At 29.6% G+C, this 24388-nt stretch carries 26 protein-coding genes and 1 tRNA gene; 9 read left to right on the top strand and 18 right to left on the bottom strand.

Going from position 1 to position 24388, the window contains the following annotated elements:
* Positions 1–25: 25 nt before the first annotated feature.
* On the top strand, positions 26–1015 hold the full coding sequence (gene hemB / locus ABXT61_RS03050) for a porphobilinogen synthase (RefSeq protein ID WP_415315802.1): 990 nt from the start codon (positions 26–28) through the stop codon (positions 1013–1015).
* Here the strand turns inward: hemB and recO are convergent, their stop codons facing one another.
* Genes recO through dapA form a run of 10 tightly spaced genes read right to left on the bottom strand, consistent with a single transcriptional unit; the run spans position 1016 to position 8356 of the window.
* Positions 1016–1696, bottom strand: a complete 681-nt coding sequence (gene recO, locus ABXT61_RS03045; RefSeq protein WP_415315801.1) for a DNA repair protein RecO — start codon at positions 1694–1696, stop codon at positions 1016–1018. It abuts the gene before it with no gap.
* Positions 1693–2361 (bottom strand): ribonuclease III, encoded by a 669-nt coding sequence (rnc, locus tag ABXT61_RS03040; RefSeq protein ID WP_415315800.1) that lies wholly within the window; start codon positions 2359–2361, stop codon positions 1693–1695. Before rnc ends, recO begins: the two co-directional genes overlap by 4 nt.
* Positions 2361–3095, bottom strand: coding sequence for a signal peptidase I (gene lepB, locus ABXT61_RS03035; protein WP_415315799.1), 735 nt, complete (start codon positions 3093–3095; stop codon positions 2361–2363). The genes rnc and lepB overlap by 1 nt, the downstream gene beginning before the upstream one ends.
* On the bottom strand, positions 3092–3478 hold the full coding sequence (gene acpS / locus ABXT61_RS03030) for a holo-ACP synthase (RefSeq protein ID WP_415315798.1): 387 nt from the start codon (positions 3476–3478) through the stop codon (positions 3092–3094). Before acpS ends, lepB begins: the two co-directional genes overlap by 4 nt.
* Positions 3479–3480: 2 nt before the next feature.
* Positions 3481–4200, bottom strand: a complete 720-nt coding sequence (locus ABXT61_RS03025) for a pyridoxine 5'-phosphate synthase (protein WP_415315797.1) — start codon at positions 4198–4200, stop codon at positions 3481–3483.
* Positions 4197–4784 carry an orotate phosphoribosyltransferase gene (gene pyrE / locus ABXT61_RS03020; RefSeq protein WP_415315796.1) on the bottom strand — a complete coding sequence of 196 codons (588 nt, stop codon included), beginning with the start codon at positions 4782–4784 and terminating at the stop codon, positions 4197–4199. Before pyrE ends, ABXT61_RS03025 begins: the two co-directional genes overlap by 4 nt.
* A complete protein-coding gene (locus ABXT61_RS03015; RefSeq protein WP_415315795.1) occupies positions 4741–6498 on the bottom strand; it encodes a bifunctional (p)ppGpp synthetase/guanosine-3',5'-bis(diphosphate) 3'-pyrophosphohydrolase in 1758 nt (585 codons plus the stop codon). The genes pyrE and ABXT61_RS03015 overlap by 44 nt, the downstream gene beginning before the upstream one ends.
* A gap of 19 nt (positions 6499–6517) precedes the next feature.
* Positions 6518–7039, bottom strand: coding sequence for a 2-amino-4-hydroxy-6-hydroxymethyldihydropteridine diphosphokinase (folK, locus tag ABXT61_RS03010; RefSeq protein ID WP_415315794.1), 522 nt, complete (start codon positions 7037–7039; stop codon positions 6518–6520).
* Positions 7005–7475, bottom strand: coding sequence for an SsrA-binding protein SmpB (gene smpB, locus ABXT61_RS03005; RefSeq protein WP_415315793.1), 471 nt, complete (start codon positions 7473–7475; stop codon positions 7005–7007). The genes folK and smpB overlap by 35 nt, the downstream gene beginning before the upstream one ends.
* Positions 7475–8356: a 4-hydroxy-tetrahydrodipicolinate synthase gene (gene dapA / locus ABXT61_RS03000; protein ID WP_415315792.1), complete on the bottom strand. Its 882-nt coding sequence runs from the start codon at positions 8354–8356 to the stop codon at positions 7475–7477. Before dapA ends, smpB begins: the two co-directional genes overlap by 1 nt.
* A gap of 41 nt (positions 8357–8397) precedes the next feature.
* Here dapA and ABXT61_RS02995 point away from each other — a divergent pair, with 41 nt between their 5' ends.
* Entirely contained in the window at positions 8398–10611 is a 2214-nt protein-coding gene (locus ABXT61_RS02995) for a lytic transglycosylase domain-containing protein (RefSeq protein WP_415315791.1), read from the top strand.
* Here the strand turns inward: ABXT61_RS02995 and ABXT61_RS02990 are convergent.
* Positions 10612–10703: transfer RNA gene (locus ABXT61_RS02990), tRNA-Ser, on the bottom strand.
* Between the two features lie 68 nt (positions 10704–10771).
* On the opposite strand from ABXT61_RS02990, the gene ABXT61_RS02985 reads away from it, so the two are divergent.
* Genes ABXT61_RS02985 through ABXT61_RS02955 form a run of 7 tightly spaced genes read left to right on the top strand, consistent with a single transcriptional unit; the run spans position 10772 to position 17726 of the window.
* Positions 10772–12025 carry a sarcosine oxidase subunit beta family protein gene (locus ABXT61_RS02985; protein ID WP_415315790.1) on the top strand — a complete coding sequence of 418 codons (1254 nt, stop codon included), beginning with the start codon at positions 10772–10774 and terminating at the stop codon, positions 12023–12025.
* Positions 12025–12300 carry a sarcosine oxidase subunit delta gene (locus ABXT61_RS02980; protein WP_415315789.1) on the top strand — a complete coding sequence of 92 codons (276 nt, stop codon included), beginning with the start codon at positions 12025–12027 and terminating at the stop codon, positions 12298–12300. The genes ABXT61_RS02985 and ABXT61_RS02980 overlap by 1 nt, the downstream gene beginning before the upstream one ends.
* A 4-nt stretch (positions 12301–12304) precedes the next feature.
* Positions 12305–15313, top strand: coding sequence for a sarcosine oxidase subunit alpha family protein (locus ABXT61_RS02975; protein WP_415315788.1), 3009 nt, complete (start codon positions 12305–12307; stop codon positions 15311–15313).
* Positions 15306–15869, top strand: a complete 564-nt coding sequence (locus tag ABXT61_RS02970; RefSeq protein WP_415315787.1) for a sarcosine oxidase subunit gamma — start codon at positions 15306–15308, stop codon at positions 15867–15869. Before ABXT61_RS02975 ends, ABXT61_RS02970 begins: the two co-directional genes overlap by 8 nt.
* Positions 15870–15905: 36 nt before the next feature.
* Positions 15906–16673 (top strand): ABC transporter substrate-binding protein, encoded by a 768-nt coding sequence (locus tag ABXT61_RS02965; protein ID WP_415315786.1) that lies wholly within the window; start codon positions 15906–15908, stop codon positions 16671–16673.
* A gap of 40 nt (positions 16674–16713) precedes the next feature.
* Positions 16714–17454 carry an amino acid ABC transporter permease gene (locus ABXT61_RS02960; RefSeq protein ID WP_415315785.1) on the top strand — a complete coding sequence of 247 codons (741 nt, stop codon included), beginning with the start codon at positions 16714–16716 and terminating at the stop codon, positions 17452–17454.
* Positions 17454–17726 (top strand): GNAT family N-acetyltransferase, encoded by a 273-nt coding sequence (locus tag ABXT61_RS02955; protein WP_415315784.1) that lies wholly within the window; start codon positions 17454–17456, stop codon positions 17724–17726. Before ABXT61_RS02960 ends, ABXT61_RS02955 begins: the two co-directional genes overlap by 1 nt.
* Before the next feature lie 39 nt (positions 17727–17765).
* On the opposite strand, the gene ABXT61_RS02950 is transcribed toward ABXT61_RS02955, so the two are convergent.
* From ABXT61_RS02950 to gatC, 7 genes are read right to left on the bottom strand one after another with little or no spacing between them, the layout of a single operon-like run.
* Positions 17766–18251 (bottom strand): thermonuclease family protein, encoded by a 486-nt coding sequence (locus ABXT61_RS02950; protein WP_415315783.1) that lies wholly within the window; start codon positions 18249–18251, stop codon positions 17766–17768.
* Entirely contained in the window at positions 18214–19584 is a 1371-nt protein-coding gene (locus tag ABXT61_RS02945; RefSeq protein WP_415315782.1) for an MATE family efflux transporter, read from the bottom strand. Before ABXT61_RS02945 ends, ABXT61_RS02950 begins: the two co-directional genes overlap by 38 nt.
* Positions 19585–19592: 8 nt before the next feature.
* On the bottom strand, positions 19593–20498 hold the full coding sequence (locus ABXT61_RS02940; protein ID WP_415315781.1) for a rhodanese-related sulfurtransferase: 906 nt from the start codon (positions 20496–20498) through the stop codon (positions 19593–19595).
* On the bottom strand, positions 20498–21148 hold the full coding sequence (locus tag ABXT61_RS02935) for an O-methyltransferase (protein WP_415315780.1): 651 nt from the start codon (positions 21146–21148) through the stop codon (positions 20498–20500). The genes ABXT61_RS02940 and ABXT61_RS02935 overlap by 1 nt, the downstream gene beginning before the upstream one ends.
* 4 nt (positions 21149–21152) lie before the next feature.
* Positions 21153–22628: an Asp-tRNA(Asn)/Glu-tRNA(Gln) amidotransferase subunit GatB gene (gatB, locus tag ABXT61_RS02930; RefSeq protein ID WP_415315779.1), complete on the bottom strand. Its 1476-nt coding sequence runs from the start codon at positions 22626–22628 to the stop codon at positions 21153–21155.
* Positions 22629–24086 (bottom strand): Asp-tRNA(Asn)/Glu-tRNA(Gln) amidotransferase subunit GatA, encoded by a 1458-nt coding sequence (gene gatA / locus ABXT61_RS02925; protein WP_415315778.1) that lies wholly within the window; start codon positions 24084–24086, stop codon positions 22629–22631. It abuts the gene before it with no gap.
* On the bottom strand, positions 24086–24373 hold the full coding sequence (gene gatC, locus ABXT61_RS02920; RefSeq protein WP_415315777.1) for an Asp-tRNA(Asn)/Glu-tRNA(Gln) amidotransferase subunit GatC: 288 nt from the start codon (positions 24371–24373) through the stop codon (positions 24086–24088). The genes gatA and gatC overlap by 1 nt, the downstream gene beginning before the upstream one ends.
* Positions 24374–24388: the final 15 nt, after the last annotated feature.

Genomic DNA, 24388 nt, shown 5'->3' with positions numbered 1-24388 from the left:
TCGCATTTTAAAAATAGATTTAAACATGATTACAGGAAATTATCCAAATTTAAGGCTTAGACGAAGTCGTAAAAACGATTGGTCTAGAAGATTAATTCAAGAGAATAGCCTATCATCTAGTGATTTTATATTACCTATATTCTTAATTGATGGAAAAAATATAAAACAATCCATTAAAACAATGCCTGATGTATATAGATATACAATAGATAAACTTGGAATTATTGTTGATAAAGCAATCAAAAACAAAATACCGATGGTTGCATTATTTCCAAATACAAACAAAACAAAAAAAAATCATATTGGAACTGAAGCTTTAAATGAAGATAATCTTGTTTGTAAAGCCATACGATATATTAAAAAAAGATATAAAAATGAAATTGGTATTATGTGTGATGTAGCCTTAGATCCCTACACTTCTCATGGTCATGATGGTTTAATAAAATCAGGTTACGTATTAAATGATGAAACTATTGAAGTCTTGATAAACCAATCATTATTACAAGCAGAAATTGGTTGTGATGTTTTAGCTCCATCAGACATGATGGATGGAAGAATTGGTAAAATAAGAAAAGCTTTAGATAAAGAAGGTCACGAAATGGTTCAGATACTTTCTTATGCGGTAAAATATGCATCAAGTTTTTATGGTCCGTTCAGAGATGCTGTTGGTTCAAAAGGTTTGCTAAAAGGTGATAAGAAAAATTACCAAATGGACTTTAGAAACAGTGATGAAGCGATAAGAGAGGTAGCTCTAGATATTAAAGAAGGAGCTGATATGGTTATGGTTAAACCTGGCATGCCTTATCTAGACATAATTAAAACAGTTAAAGATAATTTTAAAATTCCTGTTCTAGCCTATCAAGTCTCAGGTGAATACAGTTTATTAAGTAATAATATAAAAAAAGGGCTGATAGATAAAAACTCAGTATTAGAAAGTTTGATTTCATTTAAAAGAGCTGGGGCAAACGCTATAGTAAGCTATTACGCTGATAGAATTAACGATTTAATCAAATAATTATTTTAAAAGATTTATAAAATGAGTCCTAGAAGTTGGAAGGTTTAGATTATTTGGTTTTAGAATACTTTTTTCAAGGTAATCACTAACAAGTTTTAAACCTTTGAGTAAATTTTTTAAATTAACATCTAGATTGCTTTCATCTATTAAAAAATTTGGAATACTTTTTTTCTCAGTTGAGGATTTAACAAAATAATTGATTTCAGTATCAACAATTTCTTTTTCAACCATATTTTTTAATTCTAAATCATATCCTAATAATTTTAAAAGTTCTAACTCCCAGAAAATATATTTTTGTATCCAATTATCATGAGTTAATATTTCAAAAAATTTATCAATTAATTTAAAAATTTCTTTATTAGACTGGGCTTCAGCAGTAAGAAGCTTTATAAGATGCATTGCTGAGGTAATACATGATAGTTTTTGATTTTCATCAAAATAGAGTGGAGTTAAGGCTTTTAGAATTTCTATTTTAAAATAACCAATTCTAGTAACACTTTTAGAATTATAGTTTACATAAATTTTATTACCAATTTGTAAATAGTTTTTGATTTTCTTTGATGTGCCACCAAAAATTATCCCTGTTATTTTTCCATGGTTTTCTGTAAAAACTTCAGCGATTATTGAATTTTCACTATATCTATTTTTGGAAACTAAATAAGCGCTATCATCCCAATTCATTTTTTAAAAACATCCTCAATGCATAAAGAGGCAGCATTCTGTTCTGCGTCCTTTTTAGAAGATCCCTCTGCTGTGAAAAATTTAGTATTTTTTAATTTAACGGCAACTTTAAAAAGTGGTTTATGTCGAGGCCCAGTATTAGATATTAGCTTATAAATAGGCAAGACTTTAAAAATCTTAAGTGAATACTCTTGGAGTTTTGTCTTTGCATCAACTTGGGTTACAACACTCGCTGTAATATGATCACACCATAAATTGAGAATAAATTTTTCAGTGAAATTTAAACCTTTGTCAAGATAGATCGCTCCAATTAAAGCTTCTAAACAGTCTGCTACTATTTTATCTTCAATTTCAATTTTTTTATTCTTAGGGTTTAAAACTAAAATATATTTCTCTAATTCAATTTTTTTAGCAATTTCTAGACATTTTTTTTTATTTACTAATGAGGCAAATTTTTTATCAAGCACCCCTTCTCTTTCTTCTGGATAAAGTTCTAATAATTTTTTTGCGATAATAAGACCTAAAACTCTATCTCCTAAAAATTCAATTTTTTCATTATTGTTTATTGAATCAAAACTTTTGTGCGTTAAGCTTTTTATGAAATTTGTTTGATCTGAAAACTTTAATTTTAATTTCTTTTCTAATGTTGTGGGATTAATTTTCATTAAATAATTTTCTTAAAAAACCTGTCAAATCTAATTGTTTTATGCCATTTCCAAAAAGAAAAAATACTTCCGATTCTAAAATCAGATGAAAAAAAAATAAATTTGGCTTTGCCGACTAAATTATCTTCATGAACATAACCAACACTAGTCAGGTATCTACTATCTTTAGAGCAGTCTCTGTTGTCACCTAAAAAAAAGTAGTGTTTAGAAGGAACTATAAAATTATCAGAATTTTGAAAACTATAACTTTTTAAATATACGCTATTATGTGTTTTGCCATTTGGAAATTTTTCCTCAAATGTATTGACGTCTATAGTTTGATTTCCACAATAAATTTTATCATTTTGGGAAATTCTAGATTTGAATATTTGATTATTGTTTACAAATAGATCTCCGTTAATGAATTGAATATTATCACCTGGTAGACCAATTAATCTTTTAATATAATCTGTCCTATTATCAGCTGGTGTTTTAAAAACAATAACATCACCAACCTTAGGTTTCTTAGAAAATAGTCTTCCATTTATTATTGATGGGCTAAATGGGAAAGAATGCTTGCTGTAACCATAAGAATACTTCGTAACAAATAATCTATCACCAATTAAAAGTGTTGGTTCCATTGATGACGAGGGAATATAGAAAGGTTGAATAAAAAGAGATCTGATAACAATAGCTATTACTAAAGCGTAAAAAATTGTCTTAACATTATCAAATATAATATTTTTTGTTATCATTTTTTTTGTAAAATCACGTAAGCTATAGAATATTTTTTTTCATCTGAAATTGACAGAAAGAAATCAAAAGATGATATCTTAAATTGCTTTTTAACAATATTTTTAATTTTATCTGTGACTACAAATGAAGGTTTACCTAATTTATCGTTAATTATAGTTATGTCTTTAAAATTCAAATTATCTCTTAAACCTGTTCCAATTGCTTTAGAAAACGCTTCTTTAGCAGCAAATCTTTTAGAATAATAAGATTTTTTATTTGTTATTTTTTTGGCTATCAAAATCTCTGAGCTAGAAAAAACTCTTTTAATAAAACTAATATTTTTTAAAGATTTATGTATTCTAATATTTTCTATTATATCAACACCGATACCAAGAATTTTCATATCTATTTATTAGTTATTTTTTTAAATGCCTTAATAGTTTTTTTTAAGCCATGAGTGAGTGACTCACCAATTATAAAATGACCAATATTAAATTCAGTAATTTCTTTAATTTTACTTAGTATGGCAGTAGTTTTATAGTCGAGACCATGGCCAGCATGAACCTCAATTCCAAGCTGAACACCAAGTTCTGAACATTTCTTAATTTTTAAATATTCCTTTTTATAATTTTTATTTTCTTTTACTAAATTAGAAATTTTCCCAGTATGTAATTCAACACAAGAAGAATTTAATTCTTTTGCAATTTTAATATCTTTTAACGTTGGGTCAACAAATAAACTTGTTCTAATATTTTTTTTATTAAATAATGATATTATTTCTTTTATTTTTTTTTTATTTTTTATTAAGTTTAATCCACCTTCTGTTGTTACTTCTTTTCTTTTTTCTGGAACTATGCAAATAAAATTAGGTTTATTTTTTAATGCTATATTTATTATTTTTTTGTTTAGTGAAATTTCTAAATTAGTGATTATTTTTTTATTTTTACAAATTTTAATAACATCAATATCTTTTATATGTCTTCTGTCTTCTCTCAAATGTATAGTTACTGAATGAGCTCCACATTGAGTTACATGCTTAGCAATTGTTGACGGATCAGGGTGAAACGATCCTCTTGCATTTCTTATTGTAGCAACATGATCAATATTAATACCTAGTCTTTTCATTTAATAAATCTACTTCCAGGAACTGTAATCGGAGTATTTTTAAGACTTTCTGGAAGGTTATTTTTCTTAAATGTCGGAACGTCTATTTTCATATGTGAAATAATATTCTTTTTTATCTTTAGTGAGTTATTGGTTGATCTATCGATAATCGAAGCAAAGCCAATAAGTTTTGCACCTGGTTTTGTAATCAACTTAACACATTCTAAGCTTGATTTACCTGTTGTTATAACATCTTCAATTATTAAAACTTTTGATCCTTTTTTTATATGAAACCCACGTCTTAAGGCAAATTTACCATTAACTCTTTCACAGAATATTGTCTCTTTTTTTAGAAGTTTACCAATTTCATAACCAATAATAACACCCCCCATTGCAGGGGCTAAAATCAAATCTATAGATTTAAAATTTTTTTTAATTTTTTTTGCTAATGAATTACAAATATCCTTAGCTAAATGAGGAAAGCTTAAAAGTTTAGCGCACTGAATATATTTAGGTGAATGTAAGCCCGATGAAAGAATAAAATGACCTTCTAAGAGTGCGTTAGTTTTTTTTAAAATATTTAAAGATTTTTCGTGTGAAAGCATTACGTTCCTTTAACCAGTTATCTTCATGTCTAATGATTTTAAATTTTATTTCCTTTTGTTTTAACTCACTGATAAAATTTGTAAAGTTCTTCAAGTCTTTTATAATTAGATTGAATTTAAAATTAATATATTCTTTAGACTTTTCTTTCATTTCAACACTCGAGATGTTTAAACTATGGCTACCAAGCAAAGTTGTTATCTCTCCTAGCTTTCCTGGCTTATCAGGCAAAGAAATCCATAGTGTAGTATTGTATTTTTTAATTCTTTGAGCCTTCTCTTCTCCTTTTTTATACCAATACTTTCTAATTGCTGATCTTGCTTTTCCAGTTTTTGTAACAGGTATCCAGTGTAATGAAGGTGATTTATTTTTAGAGGTGATAATATCAACAACATCTCCATTATAAAGTATACTTTGTAACTCACTATCGTTACCATTAATCTTGCAAGCTATAGTACTATTACCTATTTTGGTATGCACAGCATAAGCAAAATCGATTGGTGTCGCGTCCTTTGGTAATTTAATTACAGATCCTTTTGGGGTAAAACAAAAGACATTTTCCTGAAACATTTGTAACTTGGTATATTCATAAGAGTGTTCTGGATTTTCATTCTTATCAATAATCTCAACTAAATCGGCAAGCCAATCATATTCTTTCCACGTTAATGAATTAAATTTTTCAGAAGATTTATATTTCCAATGTGATGCTATGCCTCTTTCTGCATACTCGTGCATTTGTAATGTTCTGAGCTGTATTTCAATTGGCCTTCTATTAGGTCCTATAATTGAAGTATGTAATGATTGATATTTATTAATCTTAGGCGACGAAATATAATCTTTAAATTTTCCAGGTATACAATTCCACTCTTTGTGAAAGATACCAAGAGCTTTATAGCAGTCTTCAATGTTATCAAGTATTATTCGAAATCCAATGATATCTGAAATTTGCTCTAGTGATATTCTTTTTTTTTGAACTTTTCTCCAAATAGAAAAAGGAGTTTTTTCTCTGCCAATAATTTCAGCATTTATTTTGTGTTCATTTAACAATCCACTGAATTGCAACGAAATTGAATTAAAGCTGTTTACTTTATCATCTTTAATTTCATCTAATCTTTTTTTTATAAGTTCTCTTGCATTATTATTTAGAACTTTAAAAGATAAATCTTCTAGTTCATCCCTAATTCTATGCATCCCCATTCGGTCTGCTAATGGCGCATAAATTTCCATAGTTTCTTTAGCGATACGTTCTTTTTTTTCAATTTTTGAAATTGCATCAATGGTCCTCATATTGTGTAATCGATCAGCGATTTTAACAAGTAAAACTCTAATATCTTTCGAGGTTGCTATGATTAATTTTCTAAAATTTTCTGCTTTAGATGTTGATGTGGCTTGATTTTCAAAAACTGATATCTTTGTTACACCATCAACTAAATCGGCAACCTCTTGCCCAAACTCTTTTTTTATAGTTTCGTAAGTAGCATATGTATCTTCAATAGTATCATGAAGCAGTCCTGTTGCTATTGTTGCACTATCTAACTTTAGTTCTGTTAATATATTAGCTACAGCAATCGGGTGAATTGAATATGGATCGCCAGAATCGCGTATTTGATTTTCATGTGCTTTAACAGCAAAATTATAGGCTTTATTTAATTTTTCTGGATTTAAAAACTTATTATAAACTTTGACTTTATTTATTAACTCTTCTGAATTAAGCATTTTTAACTATAACATCAATTTATATTTGTTTGATAGATCTTAAATCTTTAATTGGTAAAGAATTAATTAAATTAACTATATTAATCTTAGATTCTGGATGTTTCCAACCCCTATCTATTTCAAATAATGGCAACAAAACAAAATTTCTTTTAGTCATCTTTGGATGGGGAGTTGTTAGTTTATTGCTGTTTATATTCAAAATTTTCTTATCATAATCAATTATATCAATATCGCATGTTCGTGGATCATTTTTTTTTGATCTAACCCTACCTAATTTTAATTCAATAAAGTTACAAATTTTTAATAATTCTAACGGTTCTAAGATTGTCTCAATTTTTATAACAATATTTATAAAATTTGGCATTAAAGGATTTGGCCAAGATTTTGATGAATAATGAGATGATACTTTTGTTATCTTAATTTTATTTGTTGCTAATTCAGACATAGCCATATGAATGTTGTTAATTTTGTTACCTAAATTTGATCCTATTGCTAAATATGATTGTTTAACTTGATTTTCTAATGTGTCTTGCTTTTTCACGATTCCAATCTCTATTTTTTTTAGTAGCTCTTTTATCAAATTGTTTTTTACCTTTTGCTACTGCTATTTCTATTTTAGCTTTTCCCTTTTTAAAATACATCTTTGTTGGAACAAGAGTAAAACCATCTCTCTGCATTTTACCAATTAATTTATTAATTTCTTTTTTATTTAATAACAACTTTCGTTCATCAGTGGGGTTATGATTTGAATAACTAGCTTGTTTAAAAGCTGCAATATGAGAATTAATCAAAACTATTTCACCTTCTTTCTCTACAGCGTAAGAGTTTGCAATATTCACCTTTCCCTCTCTAATGGATTTAATTTCTGATCCTTTAAGTACTATTCCTGCTTCAATTAAGTCTTCAAAAAAAAAGTTAAAACTTGCTTTTCTATTTAAGCAAATAATTTCTAAACCAGAATTGGCTTTTTTGTTCATTAGAGTAGATTTGCTGATACTAAAGCTTTTTTAACAATATCCTTGGTTGGGTCTGTAACCTTGACCAAAGGTAATCTAACATCGTCATCACAAAGACCCAAAAGTTTTGCAGCATACTTAACGGGGCTTGGATTGCTTTCTACAAACATAGAGTTATGAACAGGTTGTAAAATTTTATCTAACTTAATCGCTTCAAGTTTGCTCTCTTCATTTTCTATTTTTGAGACTTTTTGAAAATCAGAACAAAGTTTTGGAGCGATATTTGCTGTCACACTGATAGCACCTACACCACCTCTTTTATTAAATTCCAAAGCATTATCATCATTGCCTGTAAGTTGAACAAAATCATTACCCATTTTATTTTTTTGTTTATCAACTCTATCAAGATCACCTGTGGCATCTTTGACACCTACAATATTTTTTAACTCAAACAACCTAGCCATTGTATCGAGCGACATATCGATTACAGATCGTCCTGGAATATTATAAATTAGAATAGGTATACCAACCTTGTCATTAATCGCTTTATAGTGTTGGTATAAACCCTCTTGAGTTGGTTTGTTATAATAAGGAGTAACCACTAAAGCTGCATTTGCTCCGACTTTTTCTGCATGAGTAGTTAAAGAAATGGCTTCTTTCGTAGAATTAGAGCCAGTACCAGCTATTACTATATTTTTTCCATTACTTTCTTTAATACATAATTCAATAACTTTTTGATGTTCATCATGGCTTAATGTTGGGGATTCTCCTGTAGTTCCAGCAGGGACCAAGCCATTAGTTCCATTTCTAATTTGGAAATGAATAAGCTTAATATAAGCCTCTTCATCAAGCTTATCATCTTTGAACGGGGTTATTAAAGCAACATTTGATCCTTTGAACATAAATACTTATAACATAGTTTAAAGATTCATTTAGTAAATTTATGCCCAGAAAGATATTTTTTTTTATAAAATCATTATTATTAAGTTCAATAATAATAGGAAATTTACATGCCGTTGAAATATCAATAATTCCTTTAAAAAAACCTACTTTAAGCGATGAAATTCAGAATAAAATGATATCGCAAGGTATTCTTAAGCCTAAATCTAAACCCATAAAAAAAATAAAAAAAACAATCACTAAGACAGTTAAAAAAAAAATTAAAAAAAATAACTCTATAATACCAAGAAATAAACCTTTAATAATAAAAAAATTATCTACAGCAAAAAAAACAAGATCAAAATTTTATAGTCAGAAAGATTTTAATATTGCTAAAAAATCTGTTAAGGCTGTGGAAAAACGTCAATGGACAAGTGCCTTATCTTTATCAAAAAAGGCTAAAGATAAATCTATTTATAATTTTATACAATGGAAACATTTATTAACAACAGGTAATCAAGCAAGTTTTTATGATTATTTGTCATTTATTAAACGTAATGAAAATTACCCTAGAATTGGTAGAATTCGTTATTTAGCTGAGCACAAACTTTCAACAGATAAGATTTCACCAAAAAAAATAATAGACTGGTTTGACTCAGGTGAACCATTAAGTGGTTATGGAAAATTAATACTTGGAGAAAGTTTTATACAAACTGGTGATATAAAAAAGGGAACTTCTTTAATTAAAGATGGATGGATAACCGCAGATCTAAATAGAGCTAATATGAAATTTTTTAGAAAAAAATATAAAAAATATTTAAATGCAGATGACTATATTAAACGAGCTGACTATTTAGCTTGGGAGGGCAAATCTTGGGATTTGAAAAGAATGCTAGGGTATTTACCTAAAGACTACGAATTACTTTATACGGCTAGACAAATACTAATGAGTAAATCATATGGTGTTGATAAAGCAATTAGAGATGTTCCTAATAGATTAAAAAATAACTCTGGATTAAATTATGATCGTTTAAAATGGAGAAGAAAAAGAGGTAGAGTTGATGACTCATTAGAAATACTTCTTAAAATAAAAAATAATAAAGATTATTTAGTTAGACCCGATAAATGGTGGAAAGAAAGAGCAATTATGGCGCGTGCTCTTATATATAAAAAAAGATATGAGTCAGCTTACAAGGTTGCAAGTCAACATTCTCTTGATAAAAGTCCAGAATTTGCTGAGGCAGAATGGCTGAGTGGATGGATTGCTTTAAGTTTTTTGGATGATCCTATTTTAGCAATAGATCATTTCAATAACTTTTATCAAAACGTAAGCTATCCTATAAGTTTATCTAGAGGTGCCTACTGGCTTGCAAGAGCATATGAAAAAATTGGTGATAAAAAGCAATCTCAGCAATGGTATGAGGAAGCAACTAAGTATTTAACAACATATTATGGTCAATTAGCTCATTTAAAAATCAAACCTAATGAAAAATTTGAACTTGAAGAACAACAAAAAATTACAGATGAATATAGAAAATACTTTTATAAAAATGACTTAGTAAAAATTGTTTATCTTTTAGATGAATTAAATAAAGATAAGTATACAAAAAATATTTTAAAACATATTGCTAATGATAATATTGACAGCGGTAGCGAGATTTTAGCTGCAGAACTTGCAACTAATATATCAAGATATGATTTTGCGATACAAATTTCAAAATTAGCCTCATATGAAAAAAGATTTCACAATGACTTTAGCTACCCAATAATAAGCACACCTAAATATGTAAATGGTAGAAAAATACCTGAGACAGCATTTATACTTTCATTGATTAGACAAGAAAGTGAATTTGATATGACGGCTAACAGTCATGCGGGTGCACAAGGTTTAATGCAATTGATGCCTTACACTGCTAAGCTGGTTGCCAAACAAGCGAAGCTTCCTTATTCAAAATCAAGATTAACATCTGATCCTGAATATAATATCAATCTTGGATCTCATTATATAGCAGGATTAATTTTACAGTATGATGGTGCCTACCCTTTTGCCACAGCAGCATATAATGCGGGTCCAAAAAGAGTTAAATATTGGAAAAAAATAAATAAAGACCCACAAAAAAAACAAGTTGATTTTATAGATTGGGTTGAATTAATTAAGTTTAAAGAGACAAGAAATTATGTCCAGCGTGTTATGGAAAACTATAATGTGTATAGATATATCTTGGAAAAAAAGCCTATTAAAATGAAGAACTTTTTTAAAGATCACCCTTTATTTTAATGGCGGAAGAGGAGGGATTCGAACCCTCGGTACAAGTTTCCCCGCACGGTCATTTAGCAAACGACTGGTTTCAGCCTCTCACCCACTCTTCCACTGCGACATTGATATAACCGATTGTATTGAATATTCAATATTTATAAAGTAATTCTTGAATAATATTATGAAAAATAAGTATTCAATATTCTCATTAGTCCAAAATGCTTTTTCCTATCATGAAAATTGGCAAAAAGCCTGGAAAGATCCCACTATAAAAAAAGAATATGATGCAGTTATTATTGGTGGTGGTGGTCATGGTTTAGCAACTGCGTATTATTTAGCAAAAAAATATAATATGAAAAATATTGCTGTTGTAGAAAAAGGCTGGATTGGTGGTGGTAATACAGGAAGAAATACTACGATTATACGATCCAATTATTTATGGGATGCTAGCGCTGGTCTTTATGATCATGCATTAAAATTGTGGGAAGGCTTATCTCAAGAAATAAATTATAATGTAATGTTTAGTCAAAGAGGTGTAATGAATCTTGCGCATAACTTACAAGACGTTAGGGATTTAAAAAGAAGAACACATGCTAATAGATTAAATGGCATAGATGCAGTTTACTTAAGCACTGAAGAAGTTAAAAAATTTTGTCCTATCATTAATACTTCACAAGATATTCGATATCCCGTACTAGGTGGAACTTTACAAAGAAGAGCTGGTACAGCAAGACATGATGCTGTCGCTTGGGGATATGCCAGAGGAGCAGATGAAATGGGCGTTGATATAATTCAAAATTGTGAAGTTAAAGGAATTAAAAGAAACGGTGATGAAATAGAAGGCATCGAAACAACAAAAGGCTATATAAAAACTAAAAAAGTTGGTGTAGTTGCAGCTGGTCATTCAAGTGTATTAGCGAACATGGCAGGCTTAAGGTTACCGTTAGAAAGCAAACCTCTTCAAGCTTTAGTTTCAGAGCCAGTTAAACCAATTATTGATACAGTGGTAATGTCTAACGCTGTTCATGCTTATGTTAGTCAGTCTGACAAAGGTGAACTTGTAATAGGTGCTGGTACTGATGATTATATTTCTTATTCACAAAAAGGTAGTCATGATATTGTGGAGGGTACATTGAATGCAATCTTAGAACTTTATCCAATTTTTAGTAGAATGAGAATGCTTCGACAATGGGGTGGAATAGTAGATATCTGCCCAGACGCTAGTCCTATTATTAGCAAAACAACTGTAAAGGGTTTGTACTTTAATTGTGGTTGGGGAACTGGTGGGTTTAAGGCAACACCTGGATCGGGTGATTTATTCGCTCACACAATAGCAAACGATGAACCACATAAGTTAAATGCAGCATTTAACTTAAATAGATTTATTAGTGGAGACCTTGTTGATGAACATGGTGCAGCGGCGGTAGCTCACTAATGTTTTTAATTACCTGTCCTTTTTGTGGTGAACGTGAACAAAGTGAATTTAAAGCTGGTGGTGAAGCACATATTGAAAGACCTAAACAGCCTACAGAACTAAGTGATGATGAATGGGCAGAATACTTATTTATGAGAAAAAATATTAAAGGTATTCAATTTGAAAGATGGAACCATGCACATGGTTGTAGAAAATGGTTCAACATGGTTAGGGATACTTCTAATGACAAAATTAAAGCCATATATAAAATGGGTGAAAAACCTCCTTTAAAATAAATTAATGCTTAAAAATTTAAGAGTTACAAACAGTAAATATATTGATGAAACTTATAAAGTTTCTTTTAAATTCAATGGCAAAGCTTATTTTGGATACAAAGGTGATACTCTTGCTTCAGCTCTACTCGCTAATGATGTTCATTTAGTAGGGAGAAGTTTTAAATATCATAGACCACGAGGAATAATGACCTCTGGGTCTGAAGAGCCCAATGCAATAGTACAAGTTAATAATAACACAGCACTAACTGAACCAAATGTTAGAGCAACAGAACTTGAGATATACCATGGGCTTGAAGCAACTAGCCAAAACTGTTGGCCTAGTGTTAACTTTGATATTGGAGGTATAAATAACTTCTTATCGCCCCTTCTGCCTGCTGGTTTTTATTACAAAACTTTTATGTGGCCTGCTAACTTTTGGGAAAAGTACGAATATGTTATAAGACATTCTGCTGGATTAGGAAAATCACCAACTGAGCCTGACCCTGACATATATGATCATAAATACATTCATTGTGATGTTTTGGTAATTGGAGCTGGTGTTAGTGGAATTATAGCTGCAAAAACTGCAGCAAAAAATAATCTTAAAACACTATTACTTGATGAAAAAAATGAAATTGGAGGATCTACAATTTTTCAAAATTCAGAACATATAAAAATAAATGATCAAAATTCTTCTGCGTGGTTAGAGAATGAAATTAACGAATTAAGAAAAATTGAAAATCTAGAAATTAAAACAAGAACTAGTGTTGCCGCTTATCATGGGTACAATTATTTATTAGCAAGAGAAAACTTAACTGATCATCTTCCTAAAAATGAAAAAAATAAAAAAATAAGACAAAGGTTATTAAAAATTAGAGCTAAAAAAGTTATTGTTGCTACTGGCTCTTTAGAAAGACCTCTGGTATTTAACAATAATGACAGACCAGGCATTATGCTTTCATCTGCGGTTAAAAAATATGCAGATTATTATGGTGTTGCAACTGGTCAAAAGAATATATTTTTTACTAATAATGATACAGCTTATGAAAGTGCAATTTCATTAAATAAAAAAGGAATTAAGGTTGAAGCTATTATAGATATTAGAGAAAAATCTAATACTGCATTTACTAAAGAAATAGAGAATTTGGGGATTAAAATTTACAGATCTCACACAGTTGTAAACACAGAAGGTTATAAAAAAATTAATAAAATTACGATAATGGAATTATCAAGAAATGGACAATCTTTTACAAGTTCAGAGAAAATTAATCTTGATTGTGATTGTCTGGCTATTGCTGGTGGATGGACGCCAGTTGTTCATTTATTTACCCAATCAGGTGGTAAATTAAAATTTAGAGAGAAAGATCAAGTTTTTATACCAAATGAATACCCATCTGAGCAAATTAGCATTGGCTCATGTAATGGAGATTTTGAATTAGATGACATTATAAAAAATTCTACAAAATCTTTAAAAGAATTTCTTAATATAAAAGAGACTGAATTTGATAATTTAGAAATAAGTTGTCCTAAAGATAATGAGATTAGAAATATTTGGCTACTTCCATCTGATAAAGTTTTAGGAAAAACAAAGCCTTTCGTTGATTATCAAAATGATGCAACTGCAAAAGATATTAAACTAGCACTTAGAGAAGGCTTTAGATCAATTGAACATGTAAAAAGATATACAACAACTGGAATGGGTACTGATCAAGGTAAGCTTGGTAATATGCATGCCCTTGGTATTATTGCAGAAACTGCTGATGTTAAGATGGGTGAGCTTGGAACTACAACGTTTAGACCCCCTTACACACCTTTAACATTTGGTACTATTGTTGGGAGAAACGTTGGTGAATATTTTGATACATTTAGAAGAACACCAATGAATGGCTGGCATATAGAAAATAAAGCTAAATTTGAAAATGTAGGTCAATGGAAAAGAGCTTGGTACTATCCAAAAAATAATGAAACTATGCATGATGCAGTTCAAAGAGAAAGTAAAGCTGCAAGAAATAGTGCTGGTATATTAGATGCTTCAACACTTGGTAAAATTGACATTCAAGGAACTGACGCTTCAGAATTTTTAAATAGAGTTTATACAAATGCATGGTCAAAACTAGCCATAGGAAAATGTCGTTATGGTTTAATGCTTAACGAAGACGGTATGGTTTATGATGATGGTGTTACAACTAGACTTGATGAAAATCATTATATTATGACAACAACAACTGGTGGTGCTGCAAATGTATTAGGAAAATTAGAAGATTATCTTCAAACTGAATGGCCTGAGCTGGATGTTTATTTGTCATCAGTTACTGATCATTATGCAACAGCTAGTATATGTGGTCCAAATAGTAAAAAAATTCTAAATAAGTTAATACCTAATCTTGATCTTTCAGATGAAGGCTTTCCACATATGTCTTTCAAGAATACGAAAATTGATAATATTAAATGTAGAATTATGCGTATTAGTTTTACAGGTGAACATAGTTATGAAATCAATATTCAGGCAAACTATGGTGAAGACTTATGGAAAAAGTGCATGGAAGCAGGTGAAGAGTTTAACATCACTCCTTACGGTACTGAGACGATGCACTTATTAAGAGCTGAAAAAGGATTTATTATTGTTGGCCAAGATACTGATGGAACAATGACTCCCATAGATTTACAAATGGATTGGATTGTTAGTAAAAAGAAATATGACTTTATTGGTAAAAGATCTCTTTATAGGTCAGACACCATGAAAGAAGATAGAAAACAATTAGTGGGTTTAGTGACAGATAATCCAAGTGAAGTTTTAGAAGAAGGAGCTCAGATAGTTGCTAATACAAACCGAACACCTGTTGAAATGTTAGGTCATGTAACATCAAGTTACTATAGCCCTAATTTGAATAAATCAATTGCACTAGCTGTAGTTAGAGGTGGAAAAAATATGCTAGGTCAAAAGTTATTCATTCCTATGGAAGATAAAAATATTAATGTAACGATTGTTGACCCTGTTTTTTTTGATAAAGAAAATGTGAGGTTAAATGCTTAATTATAGAACTTCTATTAAAGGTGATGTGACTTATTCTGATTTAGTGATTAAAGAAATTAAACCTATTATGAAATTGATTATAAGAGGTAAAACAAAAGATTTTATTACAGCTATTGGTAAAAATCTTAATATGGTCTTACCTACTGAGGCTAATACGTCTACACCAGCAGAGAAATTAACTGCATTTTGGTTAAGTCCTGATGAATGGATGTTGATATCAAATGAAACTGTGAATGAGGATAATAATACTTATCAAGCTGAAGATGAATTGATAAAAAATATATCTAAAGTTAAATTAGGTGCAGTAACTGATGTGAGTGACCAATTTGTAATGTTGAATATAAAAGGCAGTAAAGTTTTTGATTTATTTGCCACTGGATCTCCTTTTAACTTTAATGAATTTAAAAATAAGAAAGGTTCAGTTGTTCAAACAATACTGTCGCATATTGATGTAATTATTCATCTTACGGAAATAAATGAGGTAAATTTATTTGTTAGACGCTCTTTTTCTCAACATTTACACTCTTGGATGAGTGATAGTGCGTCAAGGTTATAACCTTATATTTTCTTAAATCTTTGCTATATGAAGTGTATGAAAAAAATACTCTTTGTGGTGCTATTAGCACTTTTACCCTTCTCTCTTAACGCAGAAACTAAACTTGATCAGATTATATCTTCTGGTGAATTAAAAGTTGGAACAACAGGCGACTGGGATCCAATGACAATGAAGGATCCAGCTACTAATAAGTATGTTGGTTTTGATATTGATGTAATGAATGAATTAGCAAAAGATATGGGTGTAAAAATTACTTTTGTACCCACTGAATGGAAAACTATTGTTTCAGGAATTACTGCAGGAAGATATGATATTTCTACAAGTGTAACCAAAACTCCAAAAAGAGCAGAAGTTGCTGGATTTACAGATACTTACTACAAGTATGGAACTGTTCCACTAGTACTTAAAAAGAATTTAGAAAAATATTCAACGTGGAACTCTTTGAACAATAAAAGTGTAACTATTGCTACAACACTTGGGACGTCTCAAGAAGAAAAAGCTAAAGAATTTTTTCCAAAATCTAAATTGCAATCGGTTGAATCACCTGCAAGAGACTTTCAAGAAGTATTAGCTGGAAGAGCAGATGGAAACATTACAAGTTCAACAGAGGCCAATAAATTAGTTATAAAATACCCTCAATTAGCAATTGTTCCAGATGGAGAGAAAAATCCTGCCTTTTTAGCAATGATGGTTGGTAAAAATGATCAGGTTTGGAATGATTATGTTAATGCGTGGATTAAGGATAAGAAATCATCTGGTTTCTTTAATAAACTACTTGCTAAGTATAATTTAAAAAGCTTATAAAAAATTAGATATTAATCTCTAATTCATTATAACTTTAAGAGTGAAAAATTTACTTTTTTTACTTTTAATTTTACCCCTTAACTCTTGTAGTGGTCAAGAGTTAGGGTGGTTTATTCTATCACCTAATAATGTTGAGGGATTAACTAATCTAAAATTTTTACTAAGTGGTTTAACAACAACCATTTATATTTCAGTAATATCTATAATTATTTCTGCAATTTTAGGTTTTATTGTTGCAATACCTTCCTTAGCTAAGAATAAATTTTTAACATACATAAACATTGGATATGTAGAAATTGTAAGAGCTATACCGTTGCTTGTTTTAATTTTATGGATTTATTACGGTCTACCTATCATGACTGGGTTAAGTTTCAGTCCATTTGTGTCTGGAATAATTGCACTGGCAATAAGTGAAAGTGCTTTTCAAGCAGAAATTTTTAGAGCTGGTATAAATTCAATTAAAAAATCACAGTGGGAAGCAGGTTCGTCACTAGGGTTAACTTTTTATAAAAGATTAAGATTAGTAATCCTTCCACAAGCAATAAAAAATATCTTACCTGCATTAGGTAACCAGTTTGTATATGTATTAAAAATGTCTTCATTAGTATCAATTATAGGTATTGGTGACTTAACAAGAAAAGCTAATGAATTAGTTGTGTCAACTTATAGACCATTAGAAATTTATACATTCTTAATTTTAGAATATTTAATTTTGATATTAATTGTTTCATTTTTTGTAAGAAAATTAGAAAAAAAACTTGAGCAAGATGGTAATAATTAATGAATAATTTAGATAATATAAATTATGATGTTGATCTAAATGATGGTGTAATTACCTTTAAAAACATTAATACTACACTTGGTTTTGTTAGATATAACGCTGAAGCTGAAGTTGAATACATCTTTGTTAATCCCATGTTTAGACGTCAAGGACTTGCTAAAAAACTACTGAGTATTGTTGAGGAAAAAACTAAAATCAAGCCTACACCTCAGGACCCAATCAGTCCTTTGGGTGAAAAGCTCTTTAAAATTAATAAACAAGAGATTAACTAGAATTCTGGGGCACCAGGTAACAGAACGCCCCTGCTAACTTTAATTTTTCTTAGATTTTCTGTAATCCCAAGGGTAATCAAACTCCATAGACCACATACCAATTTTATTGATTCTTGCATAATCCTCATCTGATACAAACTTTTTTGAATATCTTCTGTACGCAAATGCATAGCCACTTCTTACTAAATAGCTTGATAGACTTTCATTATTAACAAAACATTCTGCTAGTGTTCTTTTGTATTGATCTTTTCCTTCACTAATACATTCAACATTATTATTTCCAATTTTATCAATAAGGATTTTTTTTGCTGTAACTCCACAAGGATTTTTTACACCTTCTTTAAGACAACTTTGTTTCAATTCAGGTGTATCTATTCCAGTAAATCTAATTTTTTTTCCATTAAGATGAATTGTATCTCCATCAACAATTTTAATTGTTTGTGATTTGACCTGATTAATAGTTAAAATACATATTAGCGCAAAGACACTAATAAGAAAAATGGCTTTTCTTTTGTTTAAAAACATTATTTAAAAAGTATCCAATAAAGATGATTACTGCAATACCCATAAACCAATTGGTTGCCATGATGGTGTAAAAAATATCTGCGTAATCTCCGCCTCTAATATTAATTACATACCACAATGATAAGAAAGGGAATGCGGTTAATCTTAGAACGCTTAAGTAAAGACTGTAAACTGGCTTTTTAAGTGCCTGAAAAACTGCCGTTGTAATAAAGAACACAGGATAAATAGGAGCAATTAATGCAGCAACTTTTAAATATATAGCACCATGATAAATGGCTTCTGCATTATCTGTAAATTGAGATACAAAAAACTCTGCTCCAAAGAATAAAATGATACCCGCTACAGCCATGAATGAAGATCCAAAAAATAATGCCTTAGTATAAAGCTCTCTAATACGGTTATAATTTTTAGCACCAAAATTTTGTCCACCAATAGAAAGTACTGCTGTATTTAAACCAATTACTGGAAGTAAAAAAACTTGCTCAACTCTTAAAGCCGCACCATAGCCCGCTGTTGCAAGATCACCAAATTGTCCAATAAAATATAAAATATTAAAAATACCCACACCAATAAATAACATGCTAATCATTATAGGCATTGCTTGAGAGAACAATTCTTTAAGAAGAATAAATTTAGGAATAAAGCATTTAATAGATAAATACTTTCTTAATTTACACGAGTTAATTTTATAAGCTAAATAAATAGTACCAATAGATTGAGCAATAACAGTTGCTATTGCAAGACCACCTATGCCGTAAGCTGGAACAATTCCGTATCCCCAAATAAATAATGGATTTAATAAAATATTTAAAAAGAAACTAAAGATAAGAACATTTCTATAACTCTTGGTATCACCCTGTGCATTCAAAGCTCCATTTAAAGAGATTTGGATCATAACTATAAATGTTCCATAAAAAATTATATCTAAATATTCTCTAGTTAAAGCAATACCAGCAGCATCAGAGCCCATAACACCCAAGAGAAAATCAGAAGCATTTAATCCAAATAAAGTAACAACAATTGAAGTAACTAATGCAAAAATTAATGATTGGGCAATAAATAGTGATGCTTTATTAATTTTTTTAGCACCTAATAAATTACCTATACAAGAGTTCGTTGCAGCACCAATACCAACACCAACAGCAATGATGACAAAATATATTGGGAAAGATTTAGCTATTGCGCTTATAGCTTCTGCAGAAATTCTACCTGCAAACCATGTATCAACTAAATTATAGAATGTTTGAAACAAAGAACCAACACTAGCTGGTATAGTTACTTTTTTAAGTAATGACCAAATTGGATCTTTAGTTAAATTTATGGCTTTAGACAATTGTTTTCCTATTTAAATTCTTTTTGAAATATATGCTTTGAACCACTCTTTTTTGCAAGGTTTATTTGCTTTTGTCTCATTCGAAATCTCTCTTTTTGAGTTTGAGTTAAATTATCATGACAGTTTACGCATGAAACACCCTCCTCATATTTTTTAGACTTTTTATCTTTTGGTGAAACAGGTTTTCTACATCCACTGCATATTGAGTATGTTCCAGTTACCAATCCATGTTTAACACTGATTCTGTTGTCAAAAACAAAGCATTCCCCATTCCATAGACTTTCTTTTTTCTTAACGTTTTTTAAGTAATTTAAAATTCCACCTTTTAATTGATAAACATTTTTAAAACCTTTTTTTTCTAAAAATACTGAAGCTTTCTCACATCTTATTCCACCAGTACAAAATATTGCAATTGATTTTGTTTTTTTTAGTTTATTTAAGTATTTTGGAAACTCTCTAAAATTGTCAACATCTGGATTAATCGATCTTTTGAAGGTCCCAACATTATATTCAAATGGTTTTCTTGAATCTAAAACTAATGTTTCTTTATCATTAATTAACTTATTCCATTTTTTTGGGTCAATATGATTATCTTTTTTATTTTTTGATGATAAGGAAAGACCCATAGGGACTACTTCTTTTTTAATCTTAACTTTTGGTTTGTGAAATGGTTGAAATTTACTATTTGAAATATTTTCACTATCAAACTTTTTAAAATCTAATATTTTTTTAATCTTTGTGATAGTTGACTTTAGATCGCTAGCTTTTCCTGAGATTGTTGCATTTATTCCTTCACTAGCTATAATTACTGTTCCTCTGATGTTTTTTTTAATTAAAAAATCCTGTAGTAAAATCTTATTTTTCTTTAAAAAGGTAAGTTTTTTAAATTTGTAAAAACCATAAACATCAAACATTATAACACTCTACAAACAGTCATTCCGTCACCTAAAGGGACAATGATTTGTTCCACTCTTTTATCGTTTGCAACATAAGTATTAAAATCTCTGATATTTATTGTATATTTATCTAAATTATCTTCATCAGCGACTTCACCATGCCACAAAACATTGTCTATAATAATCAATCCACCTTTATCTAATAACTTCAGTGATCTTTCATAATATTCTTTATAATTCATTTTATCAGCATCAATAAAAACCATATTAAATTTACTATTCTTTAATTCATCTAAACTCTCTAATGCAGGCTTAACAATTGTTTGAATTTTATTATCCAGATTAGCTTTTTTAAAAAAACTTACTGCAATCTTGTTGGTCTCTTTGTCTTTATCTAATGCTGTAAGTTTACCATCATCTGGTAATGCTAGAGCAATTGAAAGTGCACTTAACCCAGTAAAAGTACCAATCTCAAGTACATTTTTAATGTTAGAAGTTTTTATAATCAAATGAAGAAAATGACACTGAGATGTCGCAACTTGCATTCTCTTAACGTCCCCAAGTGTATTGTTATAATCGATTATTTCTTGCTGAATGGGATTTAACTTTAAACTGAAATTATTTATATATTTTTCAAGTTTTTTAGTAATTTCAAGGTTCTTACCCATGATATTAAAGTTTCTTCTTCAATATCTCATTTATTAATTGAGGATTAGCTTTACCACTTGAAGCTTTCATTGCTTGTCCTACAAAGAAACCAAATAGCTTTTCTTTACCATTTTTATATTCAATAGCTTTTTCCCTGTTATCATTGATAATCTTATCAATTAAAGCTTCTAATGCTTTAGGGTCACTTTCTTGTTTTAAACCTTTTTCTTCAACAATTATTTGTGGATCTATGTCTCCATCCATCATTAATTCAAATATTGTTTTAGCTATTTTTCCAGAAATTGTTCCATTCTTAATTAGATTAATTAATTTTGCCAAATTTTTTGCACTTATTGGACTTTGTGTAATTTCTAAATTTTTATTATTTAAAACAGCAAATAATTCACCTGTAATCCAGTTAACGGCTAATTTCATATCTCGGTTTTTGCCCATTTTAGCAACTACTTCTTCAAAGTATTTCGCTGTTTCAATATCTGATACTAATATTGTAGCCTCGTAAGCAGAGACTTTAAATTCATCAATAAATCTTTTTTTCTTATCGTCTGGTAATTCTGGGATATCTGCTTTTAATTGTTCAATAAATTCATCAGTTACCTCTAATGGTAGTAAATCTGGATCTGGAAAATATCGATAATCATGAGCATCTTCTTTAGATCTCATAGATCTTGTTTCATTTTTTTTGGTATCAAATAATCTTGTTTCTTGATCGATTATTTTACCTTCTTCAATTAAATCAACTTGTCTATTAGCTTCATAATCAATGGCCATTTGCATAAATTTAATTGAGTTAACATTTTTAATCTCACAACGAGTTCCAAGTTTATCAGAACCTTTAATTCTAACGGAAATATTAACGTCAGCTCTTAAAGAGCCTTCCTGCATGTTTCCATCACACGTACCAAGGTATCTCATAATAGATCTTAATTTTTTTACATAAGCACTAACTTCATCTGGAGTTCTCATGTCTGGTTTACTAACAATTTCCATTAAAGCTACACCTGATCTATTTAAATCAACTAAAGTATTTTGTGGGTCCATATCATGAATACTTTTTCCAGCGTCTTGTTCTAAATGTAATCTTTCAATCCCTACTTCCTTTTGACCATGCGCCATATCAAGAACAACTGTACCCTCTCCTACTATTGGATATTTAAATTGTGAAATCTGATAACCTTGTGGAAGGTCTGCATAAAAATAGTTTTTTCTATCAAAAACTGATCTTTTATTAATTTGAGCTCTTAAGCCTATACCTGTTTTAATTGCCTGTTTTACACAGTACTCATTAATAACTGGAAGCATTCCTGGAAATGCAGCATCAACTAAACTTACTTGTGTATTAGGTTCAGCACCAAAAGTTGTTGATGATGATGAAAATAATTTTGAATTTGATGTAACTTGAGCATGGACTTCAAGACCGATTACCACTTCGTAAACATTATCTCTTCTTTCAATTAAATATTCTGAATTATCTTTAGTCATCTATCTAATCCACCAATCAGTAATATTATTTTTAAACTGGATTTTTTCTTCCATAGCATAAGCAATGTTTAAAATATTTTGTTCATCAAAAGCTTTACCAATAATTTGAAGTCCCAATGGATAACCCTTAACATCTACTCCTGCTGGAATTGAAATTGCCGGTAATCCAGCTAAATTAACTGGAACTGTGAATATATCATTTAAATACATTGAAACTGGGTCATTAGTTTTTTCACCAATTTTAAAAGCAGCACTTGGTGTCGATGGAGTTAAAATTGCATCAACTTTTTTATAAGCTTCATCAAAATCATTTTTAATTAATTTTCTAACTTTTTGTGCCTTTAGATAATAAGCATCATAATAACCAGAGGACAAAACATATGTTCCTATCATTATTCTTCTTTGAACTTCGCTACCAAAACCTTCAGATCTTGTTTTTTCGTACATATCAATAAGGTTTTCACCTTTAGATCTAAAACCATACTTAACGCCATCATATCTAGCTAAGTTTGAAGAAGCTTCAGCGGGTGCTACTATATAATAAGTAGGTAGAGCATAATTCGTATGAGGTAATGAAATTTCAACAATTTCAGCACCACAATCTTTTGCATACTCAATTCCCTTAGTCCATAAATCTTCTATCTCTTTTGGCATTCCATCAACTCTATATTCTTTTGGAATTCCAATTTTCTTACCTTTAATATTGTTTGTTAATTCTTTACTGTATTCATTTCTTTTAAAATCAATTGAAGTTGAATCTTTTTCATCATAAGTGCTAATTATTTCCTGAAGTAATGCACAATCTTTTACATCTTTAGACATTGGTCCTGCTTGATCTAATGAAGAAGCAAAAGCAACAATTCCATATCTTGAACAACTTCCATAGGTTGGCTTTAATCCAACAGTACCAGTAAATGAAGCAGGTTGTCTAATAGAGCCACCAGTATCGGTTCCAATTGTAATAGGTGTTAAATTAGCTGCTAGAGCTGATGCAGAGCCTCCTGAAGAGCCACCTGGCACTAAACCTTTATCTATTGGACTTTGTACATTTCCAAAAAAACTAGTTTCATTAGATGAGCCCATTGCAAATTCATCACAATTTAACTTACCAAGTAATATTGCACCTTCATTCCAAATATTTTGAGTAACAGTAGACTCGTACAGTGGAATAAAATTATTTAAAATTTTACTACCCGCTGTTGTTTTTAAATCTTTAGTACAAAACAAATCTTTAACAGCCATTGGAACACCTGGAAGCTTTAAATCAAAATTAGGTTTTTGATCAAAACTTTTAGCTTTCTCAAGTGCATTAGAAAAATCTTCTGTTATGTAAGCATTTAAATCTCTAGACTTTTCTCCTCTATCAATAAAAGCTTTGGTAATTTCTTCAGAAGAAATTTTTTTATCTTTAATATTTTTAACTAATTCAGTTAATGTGAATGATGTAATATTTGACATTATTCAACAACCCTTGGTACAACAAAAAAATCTTCATTTTCTTCTGGTGAGTTTTTTAATATTTGATCTCTTATATTTCCACTTTTAACCTCATCAGCTCTTAATTTTAATGTGGTTTCTGCAACAGAGGTTAAAGGCTCAACATTGTCAGTATTGAGTTCATTTAATTTTTCAATGAAATCAAATATAGAGTTAAGATCTCCAGCTAATTTATTAGCTTTTGCATCATCAACTGAGATTCTTGATAATTTAGATATATGCTTTATTGTTTTAAGATCAATTGTCATGTGGTAATTAAATAT

The organism is Candidatus Pelagibacter sp. Uisw_137 (assembly GCF_047720245.1).
Taxonomy (GTDB): domain Bacteria; phylum Pseudomonadota; class Alphaproteobacteria; order Pelagibacterales; family Pelagibacteraceae; genus Pelagibacter.
This window is presented reverse-complemented; position numbering and strand designations above follow the sequence as displayed.

Excerpts from the sequence above, each read along its gene's own strand:
- hemB (WP_415315802.1), top strand. The coding sequence starts at position 26 with ATGATTACAGGAAATTATCCAAATTTAAGGCTTAGACGAAGTCGTAAA.
- recO (WP_415315801.1), bottom strand. The coding sequence starts at position 1,696 with ATGAATTGGGATGATAGCGCTTATTTAGTTTCCAAAAATAGATATAGT.
- rnc (WP_415315800.1), bottom strand. The coding sequence starts at position 2,361 with ATGAAAATTAATCCCACAACATTAGAAAAGAAATTAAAATTAAAGTTT.
- lepB (WP_415315799.1), bottom strand. The coding sequence starts at position 3,095 with ATGATAACAAAAAATATTATATTTGATAATGTTAAGACAATTTTTTAC.
- acpS (WP_415315798.1), bottom strand. The coding sequence starts at position 3,478 with ATGAAAATTCTTGGTATCGGTGTTGATATAATAGAAAATATTAGAATA.
- ABXT61_RS03025 (WP_415315797.1), bottom strand. The coding sequence starts at position 4,200 with ATGAAAAGACTAGGTATTAATATTGATCATGTTGCTACAATAAGAAAT.
- pyrE (WP_415315796.1), bottom strand. The coding sequence starts at position 4,784 with ATGCTTTCACACGAAAAATCTTTAAATATTTTAAAAAAAACTAACGCA.
- ABXT61_RS03015 (WP_415315795.1), bottom strand. The coding sequence starts at position 6,498 with ATGCTTAATTCAGAAGAGTTAATAAATAAAGTCAAAGTTTATAATAAG.
- smpB (WP_415315793.1), bottom strand. The coding sequence starts at position 7,475 with ATGAACAAAAAAGCCAATTCTGGTTTAGAAATTATTTGCTTAAATAGA.
- dapA (WP_415315792.1), bottom strand. The coding sequence starts at position 8,356 with ATGTTCAAAGGATCAAATGTTGCTTTAATAACCCCGTTCAAAGATGAT.
- ABXT61_RS02995 (WP_415315791.1), top strand. The coding sequence starts at position 8,398 with ATGCCCAGAAAGATATTTTTTTTTATAAAATCATTATTATTAAGTTCA.
- ABXT61_RS02985 (WP_415315790.1), top strand. The coding sequence starts at position 10,772 with ATGAAAAATAAGTATTCAATATTCTCATTAGTCCAAAATGCTTTTTCC.
- ABXT61_RS02980 (WP_415315789.1), top strand. The coding sequence starts at position 12,025 with ATGTTTTTAATTACCTGTCCTTTTTGTGGTGAACGTGAACAAAGTGAA.
- ABXT61_RS02975 (WP_415315788.1), top strand. The coding sequence starts at position 12,305 with ATGCTTAAAAATTTAAGAGTTACAAACAGTAAATATATTGATGAAACT.
- ABXT61_RS02970 (WP_415315787.1), top strand. The coding sequence starts at position 15,306 with ATGCTTAATTATAGAACTTCTATTAAAGGTGATGTGACTTATTCTGAT.
- ABXT61_RS02965 (WP_415315786.1), top strand. The coding sequence starts at position 15,906 with ATGAAAAAAATACTCTTTGTGGTGCTATTAGCACTTTTACCCTTCTCT.
- ABXT61_RS02955 (WP_415315784.1), top strand. The coding sequence starts at position 17,454 with ATGAATAATTTAGATAATATAAATTATGATGTTGATCTAAATGATGGT.
- ABXT61_RS02950 (WP_415315783.1), bottom strand. The coding sequence starts at position 18,251 with ATGTTTTTAAACAAAAGAAAAGCCATTTTTCTTATTAGTGTCTTTGCG.
- ABXT61_RS02940 (WP_415315781.1), bottom strand. The coding sequence starts at position 20,498 with ATGTTTGATGTTTATGGTTTTTACAAATTTAAAAAACTTACCTTTTTA.
- ABXT61_RS02935 (WP_415315780.1), bottom strand. The coding sequence starts at position 21,148 with ATGGGTAAGAACCTTGAAATTACTAAAAAACTTGAAAAATATATAAAT.
- gatB (WP_415315779.1), bottom strand. The coding sequence starts at position 22,628 with ATGACTAAAGATAATTCAGAATATTTAATTGAAAGAAGAGATAATGTT.
- gatA (WP_415315778.1), bottom strand. The coding sequence starts at position 24,086 with ATGTCAAATATTACATCATTCACATTAACTGAATTAGTTAAAAATATT.
- gatC (WP_415315777.1), bottom strand. The coding sequence starts at position 24,373 with ATGACAATTGATCTTAAAACAATAAAGCATATATCTAAATTATCAAGA.